Genomic DNA, 17,727 nt, shown 5'->3' on the forward strand with positions numbered 1-17,727 from the left:
TGGAAAGGCTCTCATGCGTGACATGACGGAGGACTCCGGGCAGCGGGCGACCGCCGAGGCGATCGAGCGCGGTGGCGGCGGGCTCGGCGTGGACGACCTGCTGGCCAGGGTGATGCAGACCGCCACCGGTGAGGGTTCCGGTGCCGCCCCCACCCCGGCCCGGGACGTGGACGGCCTGGCCGCGGCCATCGCCGCCGCGGCCGGCCGCTACCTGCCCGCGGGACACCTGTCGCCCGACGCCGACTTCTTCGACGCGGGGGGCACGTCCGTGCACGCCGTGGAGCTGGTCGCGGAGCTGGAGGGCGAGCTGGGCATCGAGTTCGACCTGGACGAGGTGTTCGCCGACGCCCGTCCGATCAGCCTCGCCCGGCGCCGGCTGGAGGCGACCGGGTCACAAGCGCCGAGCGGTGCCGCCGTGCCGCCCGTGCCCACGGACACCCAGGAGCCCACCGCCCGGGGCACGCTGTCGGCGCCGGCCGCCGGTGCGCTTCCGCCCTCCGCCGGCGCGGACGCCGCTCCCGAGACGCTGTTGTCCTCCGGTGCGGATGCTGCTCCGCTCCCGACCGCGGGCACGCTGCCGCTTCCCGGCGGGGACGTCGTTCCGTCCCCGGCCCCTGGCACCCTTCCGCTCTCCGCGGGGGGCGCTCCCGCGCCCCCCGCCCCCCGTACCCTTCCGATCCCGACTCCGCGTACCTCACCGGCGCTCCGCCCCCGTGCCGACAGTGGCGACGAACGGTATACCAGGGCCCGCCACGAGGACCTCGAGCAGATCCTCGCCGATCTGAGCCTCGCCGACCGCCTGCCGTTCACCGACGTGCCCGAGCCGCTGCCGCCCCGCCGTATCCTGCTGACCGGCGCCACCGGCTTCCTCGGCAGCCACATGCTGCTCGACCTGCTCCGGCACAGCGACGCGCACGTCCATTGCCTGGTGCGCGCGGCCGACGAGGAGGCGGCCGTCGCCCGGCTCGGCGAGGCGCTGAAGAGTCACCGGCTGCCCTGGTCGTCGGAGGTGCGGCGCCGGGTGACCGTGCTGCCCGGCGACATCCGGCGGCCGCGGCTCGGCCTGTCCGACGAACTGTGGCACACGCTCGCCCACGAACTGGACAGCGTCGTCGGCGTCGCCGCGGCCGTGGACTTCCTGCGCGGCTACCAGTCGCTGCGGGCGAGCAACGTCCTCGCCGCGCTCACCCTCGCCGAACTCGCGGCCACCGGGCGGCCCAAGCCGCTGCACCACATCTCCTCGATCGCCGTTTTCAACGAGGTCGGCATCACCTCCATGGGCGAGGACGACCCACTCGCCCACGTCGACCGGCTCGTGTCGGGCTACGACCAGTCGAAGTGGGCCGCCGAGGTCGCCCTGCGCCGTGCCCGCGACCACGGCCTGATCGTCACCGCGCTGCGCCCCGGCGGCATCGGCGGCCACACGAAGACCGGCGCCTGCAACCCGCAGGACCTCAGCAGTGGCCTGATCTCGGCCTTCGGCCGCTTCCGCACCGTACCCGCCTTCCGCTACCTCAACGCGGCCCCGGTGGACTGGGTGAGCCGGGTCGCCGTCGCCGCGATCTGCGAGCCCGACGCCTGGGGCTACGACTACAACCTCACCGGCGTGCCCAGCACCCTCGACGACGTCGTCCGTGACATGGCGCTCGGCGGCATGCACGTGCGCGTCCAGGACTGGGACGAGTGGCGCACCGACGCCCTGGCCCGCCTGGCGGCCGACCCCGTGCCCGAACTGGCCTTCCTCACGCGCGTGCTGCAGAGCCCCACGGCTCTCAAGCTGTGCGAGGCGACGCTGAAGGGCCCGACGGCCGAAGGCGCACGCACCACCGCGCTGGCCGAGGCTCTCGGGCTGCCGCCCGCGGCCCGCTACGACGCGCAGGCCCAGCTGAGGACCTTCGAGCGGCTCGCCCAGGACGGCCTCGCCCGGCTGCCGCACAAGGACGATCAGCCCTATCTGTGGTTCCCGGAAACGACACAGGGCAGCGTGGGGCCGGTCGGCGCCCCCGCCGACAGCCCCTGCTCCATGGCGCTGACCCTCTCCATCGCGAGCATGTACCAGCTGGTGAAGGAGCGCCGGGTGGACGTGACCGGCGAGGTCGTCTGTCCCGCCGTACATCCCGAGCCGCTGACCGTCGAGCGCGGCGACCTGTGGATCCGCCCCGAGGAGGGGATCCCGCAGCAGCACGGGCTCAGGCACCAGCTGCTGCGCTACCGGTTGCGGTTGGGTGACGCCGACGGCGGCCACTGGTGGCTGGAGGGCCACAAGTACGCCCGGCTCCGTCGCGACCTGTGGCGGCAGACCCGCACGCTGACCGTGCGGATCGGCCGCGAGGGCGAACCGGCGAGTGTGGCCGGCGAGGTCGTCGTGCCCGCGGACTCCTACGTCCGCGACCAGATCGACGGCATCAAAGTCGACCCGCGTCTTACCGGTCAGGAGAAGCGGGCCGCCAAGCTGACCTGGCTCGCCTGGTTCGGCCTGGAGATGGGCCGCGGCCTGCTCGGCCCCTTCGCCCGCGCCGCCGCGGACCTGCTCGACCTGCGCCGCACCCCGACCCTCACGGAGCACCACCGATGATCTTCAGGACGGCCACCTCCCGCGCCGGCGGGCCGGCACTGCGCCGGGTCAGGACCACCGCGGCCCTGCGCCCGCTCCGCCACCGCCTCGACCCGGCCCGCGTCGAGGAGATCCCCTTCCGGGCGGACGACGGCGTCCGCCTCGGCCTGACCCGCATCCACACGGGTGCCGCGGACCGTCCCGCCGTGCTGCTCCTGCACGGACACACCGCGTCCGCCGACATGTTCCTGCTGCCGGAGACCCGCAATCTGGTCGACGTCCTCCTCGACGACGGCTACGAGCCCTGGCTGCTGGACTGGCGGGGCAGCTGCCGGTTGCCGTACAACGAGACCGGCCAGAGGTACACGTACGACGACGTGGCCCTGTACGACATCCCCGCGGCCGTCAAGTACGTCCGCGAGCGCACGGGCGACCGCCCGCTGTTCGTGGTCGCCCACTGCATCGGCTCGCTCACGCTGTCCCTGAGCATGGCGGCGGGACTGGTGCCGGGCCTCGCCGCCGTGGTGTCCCAGGGTGTGTTCCTGACGCCGAAGCTCGCCGGCCGGACATCGCTGCGGATGTCGCTGGCGGGGGAGCTGCTGAAGACGCGGATCGACCACATCCCGGTCGACTTCCGCAAGGTGGGCCTGTGGTCGAAGTACACCCCCCTGTTCGCACTGGCGTCACGGAAGGCGAGCTGCCCGGACCCGACCTGCCAGATCCTGCACAACTCCGCCTGGGGCACGGGCGCCTCGCTCTTCGTGCACGAGAACCTGTCCGAGGCCACCCACGACCGCCTCGCCGACCTCCTCGGCCCCGCGCCGCTGTGGATCCTGCCCCACCTGCGCCGCATCGAGCTGGCCCGCAGCGTGGTCCGCTGGCACGAAACCGACCACCGCTACCGTGACCTGCCGCCCAATGCGCTGGACGCGGCCGGCCGTATCGACACCCCCGTGCTGCTGCTCGCCGGCAGCGACAACGGGCTGTGGCTGGACTCCCAGCGGCTCTGCCACGACGTACTCGCCGACCGCCAGCCCCAGTTGGACGTGTCCTACACCGAGATCCCCGGTTACGGCCACCTGGACACATTCCTCGGCCGGGGCGCCGCCGTGGACGTCTTCGGGCACATCCTCGATTTTCTCGGCGGACGGCGGTGACGGACGGCTGGTCGGCCGACCATCGAACCCGCCGGTGACCGAACACGGGATCATGCAGCAGAAAGTCGAGGACTTCCCCTACCCCAAGATCTCGTGCGTGCAGTGGCAGGGCGGGGTGATCACGGGCACGCTCACGGTGTACACGTCCGGTAACCGGGTGCGCCGGCGGTAGAGGGCATGCCGGTCGGGGCTTCGGGCGGACGTATCACCGTGCATGCGTACGCCAGGTCACAGGGCGTCGACGCCGCTCACCTTCCAGCCGTCCGAGGTGCGCGTGAGCGTCAGCCGCACCCGGTTCAGGTCCAGCCGGGGTGCCGGGACCTGGGTGCTCCGGGTGACCTGGTTGACGAAGAGCAGGACGACGGCCCTGTCCGGTGTGGCCGACACGACGGACGCGGCAGGGGTGCCGCCGTCCGAGGGTGTGGCCACCGTCGCCGTCACCACGCCGTGGTACTTCGTCGCCGTCGGCGCGACCACCGTCTTCGTCGTCCTGCCGTACTGGTCGCGGAAGTGCCCGGTCAGCAGGGCGCGGGCCCGGGCGAAGTCGCGGTCCAGGTGCCGGTAGTCGTACGACAGCACGACCGGCGCCGCCCTCCGCGCGGCCGCGAGGGCCTCGCCCCGGGCCTGCTCCGCCTGCCGCCCCTGCCGGTACTGCCACCCGAGGACGGCGGCCACGGCCAGGGCCGCCACGAGGAGGAGGCCCAGCGCCGCGGTGAGCACGCTCCGTCCGGCCCCGCGCGAGGGCGCGCTCTCCTCCGGCTCGTCGTCGAAGGACTCGGGCTCGGGCGGGTCCTCCCAGCCGTTCGCCGGGGGCTCGACGAGCAGGGTGCGCCCGGGGACTGCTTCCTCTTCCCGGCGGGCAGCGCGTTCGGGGCGTGCCGGCCGCCCGGCGCGCTTGGCCGCCGCGCGGGCGGCCGCGGTCATGGTGCGGCGGGCCGGGGAGCCGGTGCCGCGGGTGCGGGAGGTCGGGTTCGCCACGGTGTCTCTTTTCATCGACGGCCTCACGGGGTGGATCAGCCCACGAACGCGACGTCGGAGGTCAGCCAGCGGCCGGCCACGCGTACGAGGTCGAGTTGGAGCCGGTAGGTGCGCGCCTGGCCCTCGGGCGCCGCGGTGTTGGTCACCTTGCTGTCGGCCACGACCAGGACCCGGGCCGAGCGCGCGTCGGACCGTACGATGCCCGCTTCCAGGACCTGTCCCTCGGACACCGACCTGTTCCGGGCGACGAGCTTCGTCAGCTGCGCGGTCTGCGCGGCGAACTGCTTCCTGAAGTCGCCGGTGGCGCCCTGCAGCACCGTGCGGCTGTCCCGGTCGTAGTGCCGGTAGTCGAGCGAGGTGAAGTTCAGCGCCGACTGGCGGGCTGTCGCCAGGATGTCCTGACGGCGCTGCTCCGCCGCGTGCTGGCCGGCCAGCTTCCAGCCCAGCCAGCCACCCAGCACGGTCGCCAGCACGGTCGCGGCGACGAGCCCCGCCGGCAGCAGCCTCGCCCGGCCCCCCGTCACGCCATCGGTCCCACGAGCAGCCATTGCCACGACTCCTTTCCGAACACGGTCTGTTCGCCGCCCGTCGAGCCGATCTCGAAGGGCGCTGCGTCCGGGCCGGTCAGGGTGCCGGTCTCCGGGTCGTACGGGGCCACGAACGCGGCCTGGTGGGCGCCGCTTCGGCCGGTGGCCGGGCCGGGCGCGTTCTGGGCACCGCGCACCGAGGTCTCGCCGCCGCGCGGTGCCGTGCAGCGCGCGGCGGTGTTCGCCGGGCGCGTGCCGGTGTCCGCGGGGTCGCGCCGCCGGGTGCCGTAGCCCTGGGTGCAGGCGGGCGGGTCGCCGGCGTTCACGGTCAGCCCGAAGTGGGTGGTGCCGTCGCCGGGGATGACCGTGTAGCTGCCCGCGACGGTGAGCGGGAGCGTGACCAGGGCCTGTTCGACGCCGGGCAGCCGGGCCAGGGTGATCTGGCCGCCGCTGACGAGGTTGGCCAGCAGGACCGGTACGTGCGGCCGGGTGGACTTCAGCAGGGAGTCCACCTGCCGGGTGGCGGGCGCGGTGTTGCCGATCAGCCTGCGCAGATCGCCGTCGCTCGACTTCAGCTGCTCGGTGAGCGTGGCCAGGTCGCGGGAGAACGACTTGATGGCCGAGCCCTGGTCGGCCTGTGTCTTGAGCACCTTCCGCGAGTCCTCGATCAGCGAGACCGTCTGCGGGAGCGACTCGGAGGCCGACTCCGCCAGTGCGTTGCCGGAGTCCACCAGCCGGCTCAGGTTCGGTCCGGTGCCGGCGAAGGCCTTGCCCAACTCGTCGACGGTGACCCGCAGATCGTCCTTGCCGACCGATTTGACCAGCCGGTCGAGACCGAGGACGAGGTCGGTGACCGGCAGCGGGGTCCGGGTGCGGCCACGCGGGATCGGGCTGCCGTCCCTGAGGTACGGCCCGCCCGGCCGCCGTGGCTGGAGGTCGACGTACTGCTCGCCCACCGCCGAACGGTCGGCGACCACCGCGAGCGTGTCGGCCGGGATCCTCGGGGCGCCGTCCTCGATCTTCAGCGCCACCGAGACCCCGGACCCGGTCAGCCGCAGGTCGCCCACGCGGCCCACCGGCACGCCCCGGTAGGTGACCTCGGCGCCGGGGAAGACACCCCCGGACTCGGCGAAGTCGGCGCGCACGGTGTACCCGCGGTGCAGGACGTCGTCGACGAGGCCCGTGTACCGGGCGCCGACGTACGACACCCCGAGGGCGGTGACGGTCGCGAAGGCGAGCAGCTGGGCCCTGACCGTACGTGTGATCACGGCATGATCCCCTTCAGCAGCAGCTCGGCGAGGCCGGGATCGATCCCGGGCGGGAGGCGACGCGGGCCGCGCCCGGTGCCGTAGGCCGCGGTGCACACGGGAGGGCACAGCAGGGTGCTGCCGTCCGAGGGCGTCGGGGGCACGGCGGGTGCGGAGGGCACGGGAGGTACGGACGGGGTGCCCGGCAGGGACGGGACGGACGGGAGAGGGGTCGGTGTGGGGAGGCCGGGAAGGCGCGGAGTCGTGGGGGCCGGGGACTTCCCGCCCCTGCCCGGCTTGCCGGTGACGTTGCCGTACAGGCCCGCCAGGTCGAGGTCGGCTGTGATCCTCAGGTTGACGTAGTCGCCCTTGACGGCGTCCGTCGCGTTGCGAGGGAACGGGTAGGTGGTGAGGATCTCCAGGGAATTGGGCAGGTCGTCGCCCGCCTTGTTCAGCTCCTGCAGGATGGGCTGGAGCTTCTTCAGGTCGGCGACGGTGTCGTCGTGGGAGGCGTTCACCACCTTGGTGCCGGTCTTGCCGAGTCCGGACAGGGCGGTGAGCATCTTCGTCAGGTCCTTGCGCTCGTCGGCGAGGGCCTTCAGGGCGGGCGGCATGGTGTCGACGGCCAGGGCGATCGTCTTCTTCTCCTTCTTCAGCCGCTTTGCGAGCCGGTCGACGCCCTTCAACGCGCGCACGATCTCCGCCCGCTGGTCGTCGAGGCCGCCGAGGAAGGTGTCGAGCTGCTTCAGCAGGGACCTGACCCGGTCCTCGCGGCCGCCGAGGGCCTTGTTCAGCTCGACGGTGATCGTCTTCAGCTGGGCCACCCCGCCGCCGTTGAGCAGCGCGGACAGGGCCGACAGCACCTCCTCGACCTCCGGGTTGCGGCCGCTGCGGGACAGCGGGATGCGGTCGCCGTCGCGGAGCCGTCCGACGGGGCGCGTGCCGGCCGGCGCGGACAGGGCGACGTACTTCTCGCCGAGCATGCTGGTCTGCCTCAGGTCGGCGACCGCGTTGCCGGGCAGCTTCACCGAGTCGGCGATCCGCAGTCGCACGCGGGCGTGCCAGCCGTCCAGTTCGACTTTCTCGACCGTGCCCACGGTGACGTTGTCGACCTTGACCGCCGACTGCGGCACCAGGTCGAGTACGTCCCGGAAGTCGACGGTGACGTGGTAGGCGTGGCCGTCCGAGGCGGCGCCGCCGGGGAGCGGGACGTCGTACCAGCCGTTGAACTCGCAGCCGGTCAGCAGCAGCGAGCCGGCCACCGTCCATGCGGCCACCCGCCCCTTGCGCAGTGTGCTCATGCCGGCGCCCCCAGGATTCCGCCGAGGGTCTTGTCGACCGTGCCCGTCGACACCGGGGCCGACGGCACCTTGGGCAGGGAGCCGAAGAGCTTCTTCAGCCCGGCACAGTTGTCGTGGTCGTCGCCGGTCGTCTTCAGGATCGAGCAGAGCAGGGACGACGGATCCTGCGACGTCTGCGCGTTGTTGCGGGTGTCGAGGGTGCCGGAGGCGGGGTTGTAGGCGTTCTGCAGGTTCGACAGGCCCGTGGGGGCGACGGTCAACAGCTCCTCCAGTGCGGCCCGTTGGGTGACGAGGACCTTGGTGACCTTGGCCAGGCCCTTGACGTCCGACGTCAGCGCCTTCTTGTTGCCCTTCACGAAGGCGGCCACGTCACCGAGCGCGGCGGCCAGGTACTTCAGCGTGGCCGCGAGGTCCTTGCGCTCCCCGGCCAGCTGCCCGGCCACGGTCGCCAGGTCGGTGTTGAACGACCGCACACTGGTGTCGTCCGCCGCCAGCGCGGCCGTGAACACCTGAAGGTTCCGCACGGTCCCGAACAGGTCGCCGCGCCCGTCGGACAGCGTGGTGACCGCCTGGGAGAGGTCCTCGACCGTCTGGTTGAGGTTCTTGCCCTGCCCCCGGAGGTTGTCGGCGCTCACCCCGAGCAGCCGGGACAGAGAGCCCTTCTTGTTGGCGCCGTTCGGGCCGAGCGCCTCGGCGGTGGTGTGCAGGCTGTCGAAGATCCGGTCCAGTTCGACGGGGACGGCCGTACGGGACTCGGGGATGACGTCACCGTCCCGCATGACCGCGCCCTTGCGGTACACCGGCAGCAGCTGCAGGTAACGGTCGCTGACCACCGAGGAGTTGACGATGGCGGCCTGCGCGTTCGCGGGGACCTTGCGGCCCTGGTCGTACTCCAGCTCCACGCGTACCCGGTCGCCCTCCGGTGTGATCTTCTTGACCTCACCGATGCGGACGCCGAGGACGCGGACGTCGGAGCCGGGGTAGATGCCGACGGTGCGCGGGAAGTACGCCGTGACGCGGACGGGGTCCGGGCCCGGCCACAGGATGACGGCGAGGCCGGCGACGACCGCGAGCGCGGTGAACAGGGCCAGGAGTCTGCGGGTCATCGGGTGCCTCCCGTCCGTGGCGTGACCGGGGCGGCGACCAGGTTCTGGACGTAGGAGTCGAACCAGCGGCCGTTGCCGAGGGTGTTGGTGAACAGCCGCACGTAGGGGGCGAGCAATTGGACGCTGCGGTCGAGGCTCGCCTGGTTGCGCTCGAGCATGTTCACGAAGGTGTTGAGGTTCTTCAAGGCGGGCCCGATCTCCTTGCTGTTGTCGTCGACCAGGCCGGAGAGCTCGATGCCCAGCAGTGCGGAGCTCTTGAGCAGCTTGTGGATCGCCGTGCGCCGCTTGTCGATCTCCTTGAACAGTGCGTCGCCGTCCTTCACCAGCGCGGAGAAGTCCTTCGTGTGGCCGGCCAGCACCTTGGTGACTCCGTTCGCGTGGGCGAGGAGTCCGCGCAACGCCTTGTCACGGGAGGCGACCGTCCGGGAGATCCGCGACAGTCCCTTGATCGAGGCCCGCACCTCCGCCGGGGAGTCCTGGAAGGTGGTGGAGATCGTGTCCAGCGCCTTCGCGAGCCGGTCCGTGTCGACCTTTTCGCTGGTGGTCGTCAGGTCGCTGAAGGCCTGGACGACGTCGTACGCCGACACGGTCCGCCGGAGCGGGATCTCGCTGCCCGGTGGCAGCTGGCCGGGACCCTTCGGGTACAGGGCCAGGTACTTCGCGCCGAGGATCGTCTTGACGCGGATCGCTGCGCCCGTGTCGGTGCCGAACCCGGGGTGGCCCTTCACCTTGAAGGTGACCTTGACGTGGTCGCCGTCCAGGTCGACGCCCTCGACCTTGCCGACCTTGACCCCGGCGATCCGCACCTCGTCGCCCGGCTTGAGCCCGCCGGCCTCGGAGAAGGCCGCGCTGTAGGGGTCGCCGCCGCCGATCAGCGGCAGGCTGTCGGCGTTGAAGGCGGCGAACGTGAGCAGCGCGAGGACGGTGAGGCCGACGGCGCCGACGACGACCGGGTTGCGCTCACGAAAGGGCTTCAGGCGTGGGCGCGCGAGCCGGATCCTGGGCAGTTCCGGTGGCAGGACCCGCACCTTGAACAACGGCTGGGGGCGTGGCTTGCGCCGCGGCAGCAGCCGGGGGAGTCTCGGCAGTTCCGGTGGCAGGACCCGCACCTTGAACAACGGCTGGGGGCGTGGCTTGCGCCGCGGCAGCAGCCGGGGGAGTCTCGGCAGTTTCGGCGGCAGGACCCGTACCCTGAACAACGGCTCAGGGCGGCGCTGCCGTGGGACGCGCAGTCTCATCCGCCACACCTCGCCCGCGCCACGTGCAGGTCCGGGGTGATCACCTGCTTGGTCTTCGGCAGCACGATCCGGCCGTCGAAGTCGCAGAGGTAGAAGTTGAACCACGAGCCGTACGAGGCCGTTCCCGTCAGCTTGTTCAGCTTGTTCGGCAGCCGCTTCAGGACGCCCTCCACGGTGTTCTGGTTCTTGTTCAGCGTTCCGGTGAGATCGCCGAGCCCGGCGATGTCGTCCTTCAGCGGGGGACGCGCGTCCTTCAGCAGCCCCGACGTGACGTCGGTGAGGTCGCCGATGCTCACCAGCGACTTCCCGATGGGCTTGCGGTCGGCGGCCAGCCCCGAGACCACCCGGCGCAGTTGTGTGAGCAGCCCGGAGAAGCGGGAGCCGCGCTTGTCGAGCGTCGCCAGGACGGTGTTGAGGTTGTCGACCACCGAGCCGATCAGCTTGTCGCGGTCGGCGAGGGTGGTGGTGAGCGAGGCCGTGTGCGCCAGGAGGCTGTTCACCGTGCCGCCCTCGCCCTGGAGGGTCCGGATGATCTCGGTGGCGAGCTGGTTGACGTCGCTCGGGCTGAGCGCGGCGAACAGCGGCTTGAAGCCGTTCAGCAGGGCGTTGAGGTCCAGCGCAGGCCGGGTCCGGGACAGCGGGATGGTGCCGCCCGGCCGCAGCCGGGCGGTGACGCCGCCGGGGCCCTCGGTGAGCGCGATGTACCGCTGCCCGACCAGGTTGCGGTAGCGGACGACCGCGTGGGTCCCCGCGAGCAGCGGCCGGTCCGTGCCGACGGTGAACGTGACCTCCGCCAGGGTCCGGTCCTTGATCCGGATGTCCTCGACCTCTCCCACCCGCACTCCGGCCACACGGATGTCGTCGCCGGTCTGCAGTCCGGTGACGTCGCTGAACACGGCGTGGTAGGTGTCCTTCGGGGTGAAGGAGATGTTGACGATCGTGGCGGCGAGCAGCGCCGTCGCCGCGATCGTGACCAGTGCGAAGAGGCTGAACCTGACCAGCGGGGCGGCGGTCTGCCGGGCTCCTGAGCTGCTCATGCGGCACTCACCGCCGTTCCGCGCGCGAGCGGACCGAACAGCAGGGTCGCGACGGGCGGCACCCGGTCCGCGGGGACGCCCATGACGGGGGCCACGAGCGAGCCGACGGCCCGCTGCTCGGCCCTGGTGGCGGACACGTGGACACCTCCGGGGGACGCGGCGCCGGAACCTCCGGCCGACGTACCGTCATCGAGATGGGGTTTCGGGCCGGGCACCTGAGGATGCGGCAGGCCGCGGCAGTTGGGGCCGGACCGCTCGCCGTACACCGGTTCCTCACCGGGCCGGTACGCCTCCTGCGGCCGGACGGCTTCGAGGGTGATCCGCATCTCGCCGCCGCGGAACGCGTCCTGCGAGGCCTCCTCCTGCCGGACCAGCCCCTGGAGGAGGCACGGGTACTCGGGGGAGTAGCGGGCGAACAGCTCCAGCGTGGGGCGGGAGACCCGGCCCAGGGTGATCAGCCGGTCGCCGTTCTCGGACAGGAAGCCGTTCGCCGTGTCCGCCACGGAAGCGGTCGAGCGGAGCGCGGCGGCCAGCTGGTCCCTCTTGTCGACGATGGTGCGGCTGGTGGTGACCGTGTTGCGCAGGATCCGCATCAGGTCGGGCGCGGCGTCGCCGTACACCTCGGCGACGTCCGCGAACCGCGAGATGTCCTCCTCCAGGGAGGGCAGGTGCGGGTTGAGACGGCGCAGATAACCCTCTACCCGGGTGAGGTTGTCACCGATCCGGTCGCCGCGGCCCTCCAGCGCCGTGGCGAACGCCGAGAGCGTCGCGTCGAGTTCACCGGGCCGGACCGTGCGCAGCAGCGGCAGCAGGTCGTTCATCAGCTGCTGCACCTCGATGCCGGCCTTCGTGCGGTCCTGGGTGATGACGTCTCCGGCGCGGATGGGCCGAGCCGTCGACCGCGCGGAACGCGGGGGCGGGACCAGGTCGACGTACTTCTCGCCGAACAGCGTCTTGGGCAGCAGGCGGGCGCGGACGTCCGAGGGGATGTACGACACGTACCGCGGCTCGAGCGCGATGTCGAGGGTCGCCTTCGTGCCGTCCGCGTGCACCTCGCGCACCTCGCCGACCAGCAGCCCGCGCAGCTTGACGTCGGCGCGGGGATCGAGCTGGTTGCCGAGGGTGCCGGCCTGAAGGGTGATGGGCACGACGGACGTGAACGCCTGCCGGTACACGGCCACCGAGAGCGACAGCAGCAGCGCGAGCACGGCGAGGAAGGCGATGCCGTACAGCCTGAGTCTGATTCTGTGCGTGCGCACCGCTCTCACCCCGCTATCCGTACGGTCGTGGTGGCGCCCCAGATCGCGAGGCTCAGGAAGAAGTCCACGACGTTGACGGCGACGATCGAGGTCCGCACCGCTCGGCCGACCGCGACGCCGACGCCCGCCGGGCCGCCGCTCGCGTGGTAGCCGTAGTAGCAGTGCACCAGGATGATCAGTACGGCGAAGACGATCACCTTGCCGAAGGACCAGAACACGTCGACGGGCGGCAGGTACTGGTGGAAGTAGTGGTCGTACGTGCCCGTCGACTGCCCGTAGTAGCCGGTGGTGATGGTGCGGGCGGCCAGGTACGAGGACAGCAGCCCGATCACGTACAGCGGGATCACCGCGACGAAGCCGGCGATCATCCTCGTCGACACCAGGAACGGCAGCGACGGGACGCCCATCACCTCCAGCGCGTCGGTCTCCTCGCTGATCCGCATCGCACCGAGCTGCGCGGTGAACCCGGCGCCGACCGTCGCGGACAGGGCGAGCCCGGCCACCAGCGGGGCGATCTCCCGGGTGTTGAAGTACGCCGACAGGAACGCCACGAAGTTGGAGGTGCCGAGCTGGTTGAGGGCCGCGTAGCCCTGGAGGCCGACCTCGGTGCCGGTGAAGAAGGACAGGAACGCGATCACGCCGACCGTGCCGCCGACGACGGCGAGAGCCCCGCGCCCGAAGCTCACCTCGGCGAGCAGCCGCAGGATCTCGCTCCTGTAGCGGCGCAGGGTGCGGCCCGTCCACGCGAGCGAACGCCCGTAGAAGGCCAGTTGGGCGCCCAGCTCTTCGAGGGAGCGCACGGGGCGGTCGAGGACGTTTCGAGGTCTCATCGGCTAACCCCTCTGCGGGACGAGCTGGAAGTACACCGCGGTCATCACGAAGTTGGTCACGAACAGCAACATGAAGGTGATCACCACGGACTGGTTGACGGCATCGCCCACGCCCTTCGGACCGCCCTTCGCGGTCAGCCCCTTGTACGAGGCGACGATCGCCGCGATGGCCCCGAACACCAGCGCCTTGATCTCCGCCGCCCACAGGTCCGACAGCTGGGCGAGGGTGGTGAAGGACGCCAGGTAGGCGCCGGGCGTGCCGTGCTGGAGGACGACGTTGAAGAAATAGCCGCCCGCGACACCGACGACCGAGACGAGGCCGTTGAGCAGCACGGCCACGACCATCGACGCCAGCACGCGCGGTACGACGAGCCGGTGGACCGGGTCGATGCCGAGCACCTGCATCGCGTCGATCTCGTCCCGGATCCTGCGCGCCCCGAGATCGGCGCAGATCGCGGTGCCGCCCGCGCCCGCGATCAGCAGCGCGGTGACGATCGGCGAGGCCTCGCGCAGCACCGCGAGCACGGACGCGGCACCGGAGAAGGACTGCGCGCCCAACTGCCGGGTCAGGCTGCCGATCTGCAGCGCGATGACCGCCCCGAAGGGGATCGAGACCAGCGCCGCCGGCACGATGGTGACGCTCGCGACGAACCACGCCTGCTGGATGAACTCCCGTGCCTGGAAGGGCCGTCGGGGCAGGGTCCGGACGACGTCCAGCGCCATCGCGAACAGATCGCCCGAGTGCCGGAGCGCGCCCGTCGGGGAGAGCCTCATCAGCTGCTCACCCCCGTGCCGTGCAGCTCTGCCTCGCGTTTGGCGATCGCCTCCCAGCGGGGCGGCCGGGGGATGCCGGGGCCGGGCAGCAGGCGGGGTGTCAGGTCGCGCACCGGTGGACCCTCGTCGATCCGGGCCAGCTCCTGCTCGACCTGGGCCGCGTCCTTCTCCTCCGCCATGCCGATCGGCCCCTGCATCCGGCCGTTCAGGAACTGCCGTACGACGGGCTCGTCACTGGTCAGCAGCTCCTCGCGGGGCCCGAACATCACCAGTTCGCGCCGGAACAGCAGCCCGATGTTGTCCGGGACCTGGCGGGCCGAGGCGATGTCGTGGGTGACGATGAGGAAGGTCGCGTCGATCTGTGCGTTCAGGTCGACGATGAGCTGGTTGAGGTAGGCCACGCGGACCGGGTCCAGGCCCGAGTCCGGCTCGTCGAACAGGATGATCTCCGGGTCGAGGACCAGGGCGCGGGCCAGCCCGGCACGCTTGCGCATGCCGCCGGAGATCTCGCCGGGCAGCTTCCCCTCGGCGCCGATCAGCCCGACCATGTCCATCTTCTCCAGCACGATGCGCCGGATCTCGCTCTCGGACTTGCGGGTGTGCTCACGCAGCGGGAAGGCGATGTTGTCGTACAGGTTCATCGAGCCGAACAGCGCGCCGTCCTGGAACAGCACGCCGAACAGCTTCCGCACCTCGTACAGCTCGTGCTCACGGAGCTCGGTGATGTCCCGGCCCTGGATGGTGATGGAGCCGCGCTCCGGCTTCAGCAGCCCCACGAGCGTCTTGAGGAACACCGACTTGCCCGTCCCCGAGGGGCCGAGCATCACCGAGACCTCCCCGGCGGGCAGCGTCAGCGAGACGTCCTGCCAGATGACCTGGTGGCCGAAGGACTTGGTCAGCCCTTCCACACAGATCTCGACACCCATCCGGTCCCACCCTTCGCCCGTGCAGCAGCTCCGACATCTGCTCTACGGGGAGGGGCGGGGCGTCCGTCGCGGCGACCGGGATTTTTTTCGGACGCGTTGCCGGCGTGCTACGGCAGCTTCGGCGGCGGCGTGCCCGAGGGCGTCCTCGGGGCGGGGACAAGGGAGGAGAACGCAGCGGCCGGTACCGCCGAGGCCGGGGGAAGCGACGGGACCGACGAGGCGGCCGGCCTCGTCGGCAGGTCCGGCACCCGCGGCGCGCCGGGCACCTGCGGGACCTGCGGCGCCGACACACCGGGGAGCGGGGACGAGGACACGTCCGGCAGGGACGGCACCGGCAGCGGCAGGGACGTTCCGCCGCTGGGTGAGGGCGTCCCGCTCCGGGCCGCGCGCGCCGGGGGCGAGGAGGTGCGCGTCCTGGGCGTGCGCTCCGGGCCCGTGGCGTCGCCGCGGCGGACCTGCGCGTCGCCGGACACGGCCGGCCGCGGCGCCGGACCGTTCCCGTTCCCGCCCGCGTCGAGCGTGTACGGCAGCACGAACCCCGCCACCGCCAGGGTCGCCGCCGTCGAGGTCACCGCGACCACCTGGGCCTTGCCGCCCCCGCGCAGCCGGCCGCGCCCGACCAGGAACAGCACCAGCCCGAGCGTCCCGGCCAGCGAGGCCCGCAGCGTCCGCCGCGCCCGGGCGAGCAGCGACTCGACGGTCCGGTAGCTGAGCCCCATTTGCACCGCGACCTGGCTCACGTCCAGGTCCTCGGACTTCAGCCGGAGCGCCTCCGCCTGCCGGGCGGGCAGCTCACCGCTGCGCACGGCGAGCCACTTCGCCTCGGCCCGGTCGCACACCGCCTCCTCGACGGGTACCGGGCCCGGCGCGACGAGCGTGGGGCGGCTGCCCACCTCGGCCTCGCGGTTGACCTGCCGATAACGGTCGACGCACAGCCGCATCGTCACCGACGTCAGCCAGGCGCCGAGCCGCTCGTCGTCGAGGTCCGGGCGTTCCGCGGCCCGCAGCATCGCCTCGTGCACGGCGTCCTCGGCGTCCTCCCGGCTCATGGAGCGTCGCCGGGCCACCTTGAGCAGCTGCTCGCGATGGCTCCACATGCGCTGCCAACGCTCCTCGGTGGCCGCTGTGTTCGCAGGCATGTCCGTCGCCATGAGGGCCCCTTCGCACTCACCCGCCGGTCCTGTGCTTCCGGCGGGTGGCGACATTACCGCCGAGTAGCGGTGGTTGTGGAGGGGGAGGCGCCCATCGTGTTCCAGCCGTTGCCGATGGTCAGCGGCCCCGCGCCGGGCAGCACACCGCCGCCGGGCGGCGTGAGAGCGGGCTCGGGGACGGGGACCGGCGACGTCCCCGACGGGTTCGGGACACCGGCCGTACCGGACGGGCCGGGGGAGGGAGAGGCAGGCGGCGTCGGCGCCTTGCGCGAGGGACGGGGGCCCGGCTCGCGCTCGCCCGAGGGCTTCGACGGCGAGGGCTCCGGCCGCTTCGGGCGGGACGGCTCCGGCCGGGACGGTTTCGTCCGGTCCGACCGGGATCCGGCGGAAGCGTCCGGAACCACGCGGTGCCCGGTCAGGTAGTACGCGTACCAGGCCTCGACGGTGCGCAGATAGGCGTCCGAGTGGTTGTAGCCCAGGATCGCCCGGTCCAGGTCGGCGGGGTGCGACAGGTCCCGGCCGCCAGCGCATAGGTAGCGGCCGGCGGCGAGCGCCGCGTCGTAGACGTTGTTCGGGTCCGACCGTCCGTCGCCGTTGCCGTCCGCGCCCCAGCGGGCCCAGGTCGACGGGAGGAACTGCATGGGGCCGACCGCGCGGTCGTACACCGCGTCCCCGTCGTACGCGCCGCCGTCGCTGTCCGGCACGACGGCGAAGGCGCCGCCTGCCAGCCGCGGGCCGAGGATGGGCGTCACGGTCGTACCGTCCGCGGTCACCCGGCCGCCCCGGGCCTGCCCTGATTCCACCTGGCCGATCGCGGCCAGCAGGTGCCAGCGCAGCCGGCAGCCGGGCGCGCTGCGCGCCAGCTCCTCCTCGGCACGCCGGTACGCGGTGAACACGCTCGCGGGCAGGGCGCCGCCGCTCCTCGCTCCCGGTGCCGAGTCGTTCGTCCGTGTTCGCAGCGGGGGAAGGCCGATGCGGTACGGGGTGTCGCCGGACACGCTGGGACCGTGCCCGGCGGGCGCCGCCTCCCCCGCGGGCTCCGCGGCCCCGGCCGGAACCGCCCCCGGCGCCTGCGACGCGGTCAGGACGGCCATCGCCGCCGCCGCGATCGCCGTACCCCTGGCACCCCTCAGTGCCCCCTTGAGCGCACGCGCTGTCACTGTGCAGTCCCCTCTGTGGGTGAATCCGTCGTCTGCTCTACGCGGCCGGGGGGCAGGTCCGTCGCGCGGAACCGGACGGACGGGGGCGGGCGCCGTTCGGGCAGTGGGGTGCGCAGTCTTGTCCGTCGAGGTCTCACCACGGGGCCGGGGCGGTCACCGAGCCAGGCCGCCGGCTCGCCTGGCCCTGCGCGTGGGGGTGGGCCGCGGATGCACGCTGCAGCCTCTGCGTCCCGCGCGGCCGACGGACGACGCGCGACGTCGCCAGTCGGCTCGTCCGGAGGCCGCGTTCGGGCGGTGTCGTGGGCGGCGTCGGCCCGATCGAGCGCCCGGGCGGCAGGCGTGCGCGTCCAGCCGTCCGACGCCGAGTGCGCCCTGCGCCCCGACGCAGCGGGGGGGGGGGGGGGGGGGGGGGGGGGGGGGGGGGGGGGGGGGGGGGGGGGGGGGGGGGGGGGGGGGGGGGGGGGGGGGGGGGGGGGGGGGGG

General features: G+C 72.5%; 15 protein-coding genes. 2 read left to right on the plus strand and 13 right to left on the minus strand.

Translation table 11 applies throughout. The features are described 5' to 3' along the window. Positions 1–13 precede the first annotated feature (13 nt). Both ACIHEJ_RS10780 and ACIHEJ_RS10785 read left to right on the plus strand, forming a co-directional pair. Positions 14–2,575: a thioester reductase domain-containing protein gene (locus tag ACIHEJ_RS10780; RefSeq protein ID WP_400133971.1), complete on the plus strand. Its 2,562-nt coding sequence runs from the start codon at positions 14–16 to the stop codon at positions 2,573–2,575. Continuing rightward, complete coding sequence (locus ACIHEJ_RS10785; protein WP_400133973.1) at positions 2,572–3,711, plus strand: alpha/beta hydrolase; 1,140 nt, start codon at positions 2,572–2,574, stop codon at positions 3,709–3,711. The genes ACIHEJ_RS10780 and ACIHEJ_RS10785 overlap by 4 nt, the downstream gene beginning before the upstream one ends. A gap of 228 nt (positions 3,712–3,939) precedes the next feature. Here the strand turns inward: ACIHEJ_RS10785 and ACIHEJ_RS10790 are convergent, their stop codons facing one another. The 13 genes from ACIHEJ_RS10790 to ACIHEJ_RS10850 all read right to left on the minus strand — a co-directional run bounded on the left by ACIHEJ_RS10790 (position 3,940) and on the right by ACIHEJ_RS10850 (position 17,245). Further along, positions 3,940–4,689, minus strand: a complete 750-nt coding sequence (locus ACIHEJ_RS10790) for a hypothetical protein (RefSeq protein ID WP_400133975.1) — start codon at positions 4,687–4,689, stop codon at positions 3,940–3,942. Between the two features lie 35 nt (positions 4,690–4,724). Then, the gene (locus ACIHEJ_RS10795; RefSeq protein ID WP_400133977.1) at positions 4,725–5,237 is read right to left on the minus strand and encodes a hypothetical protein; all 513 of its coding nucleotides are present in this window, start codon (positions 5,235–5,237) and stop codon (positions 4,725–4,727) included. Next, a complete protein-coding gene (locus tag ACIHEJ_RS10800; RefSeq protein WP_400133979.1) occupies positions 5,210–6,484 on the minus strand; it encodes an MCE family protein in 1,275 nt (424 codons plus the stop codon). The genes ACIHEJ_RS10795 and ACIHEJ_RS10800 overlap by 28 nt, the downstream gene beginning before the upstream one ends. Then, the gene (locus tag ACIHEJ_RS10805; RefSeq protein WP_400133980.1) at positions 6,481–7,764 is read right to left on the minus strand and encodes an MCE family protein; all 1,284 of its coding nucleotides are present in this window, start codon (positions 7,762–7,764) and stop codon (positions 6,481–6,483) included. The genes ACIHEJ_RS10800 and ACIHEJ_RS10805 overlap by 4 nt, the downstream gene beginning before the upstream one ends. Beyond that, complete coding sequence (locus tag ACIHEJ_RS10810) at positions 7,761–8,870, minus strand: MCE family protein (protein WP_400133981.1); 1,110 nt, start codon at positions 8,868–8,870, stop codon at positions 7,761–7,763. Before ACIHEJ_RS10810 ends, ACIHEJ_RS10805 begins: the two co-directional genes overlap by 4 nt. Next, entirely contained in the window at positions 8,867–9,847 is a 981-nt protein-coding gene (locus tag ACIHEJ_RS10815) for an MCE family protein (protein WP_400134040.1), read from the minus strand. The genes ACIHEJ_RS10810 and ACIHEJ_RS10815 overlap by 4 nt, the downstream gene beginning before the upstream one ends. 257 nt (positions 9,848–10,104) lie before the next feature. Next, a complete protein-coding gene (locus ACIHEJ_RS10820; protein ID WP_400133983.1) occupies positions 10,105–11,145 on the minus strand; it encodes an MCE family protein in 1,041 nt (346 codons plus the stop codon). Beyond that, positions 11,142–12,404, minus strand: a complete 1,263-nt coding sequence (locus ACIHEJ_RS10825; RefSeq protein WP_400133984.1) for an MCE family protein — start codon at positions 12,402–12,404, stop codon at positions 11,142–11,144. The genes ACIHEJ_RS10820 and ACIHEJ_RS10825 overlap by 4 nt, the downstream gene beginning before the upstream one ends. Positions 12,405–12,409: 5 nt before the next feature. Continuing rightward, complete coding sequence (locus tag ACIHEJ_RS10830) at positions 12,410–13,234, minus strand: MlaE family ABC transporter permease (protein WP_400133985.1); 825 nt, start codon at positions 13,232–13,234, stop codon at positions 12,410–12,412. Positions 13,235–13,237: 3 nt separating this feature from the next. Beyond that, positions 13,238–14,008: an MlaE family ABC transporter permease gene (locus ACIHEJ_RS10835; RefSeq protein WP_400133986.1), complete on the minus strand. Its 771-nt coding sequence runs from the start codon at positions 14,006–14,008 to the stop codon at positions 13,238–13,240. Further along, the gene (locus ACIHEJ_RS10840; protein ID WP_400133988.1) at positions 14,008–14,934 is read right to left on the minus strand and encodes an ABC transporter ATP-binding protein; all 927 of its coding nucleotides are present in this window, start codon (positions 14,932–14,934) and stop codon (positions 14,008–14,010) included. The genes ACIHEJ_RS10835 and ACIHEJ_RS10840 overlap by 1 nt, the downstream gene beginning before the upstream one ends. A 107-nt stretch (positions 14,935–15,041) precedes the next feature. Further along, entirely contained in the window at positions 15,042–16,073 is a 1,032-nt protein-coding gene (locus tag ACIHEJ_RS10845; protein ID WP_400133989.1) for a sigma-70 family RNA polymerase sigma factor, read from the minus strand. A gap of 65 nt (positions 16,074–16,138) precedes the next feature. Further along, positions 16,139–17,245 carry a lytic transglycosylase domain-containing protein gene (locus ACIHEJ_RS10850; RefSeq protein WP_400133990.1) on the minus strand — a complete coding sequence of 369 codons (1,107 nt, stop codon included), beginning with the start codon at positions 17,243–17,245 and terminating at the stop codon, positions 16,139–16,141. Positions 17,246–17,727 lie beyond the last annotated feature (482 nt).

Origin of the sequence: Streptomyces sp. NPDC052301 (genome assembly GCF_044593395.1) — a bacterium.
Taxonomy (GTDB): domain Bacteria; phylum Actinomycetota; class Actinomycetes; order Streptomycetales; family Streptomycetaceae; genus Streptomyces.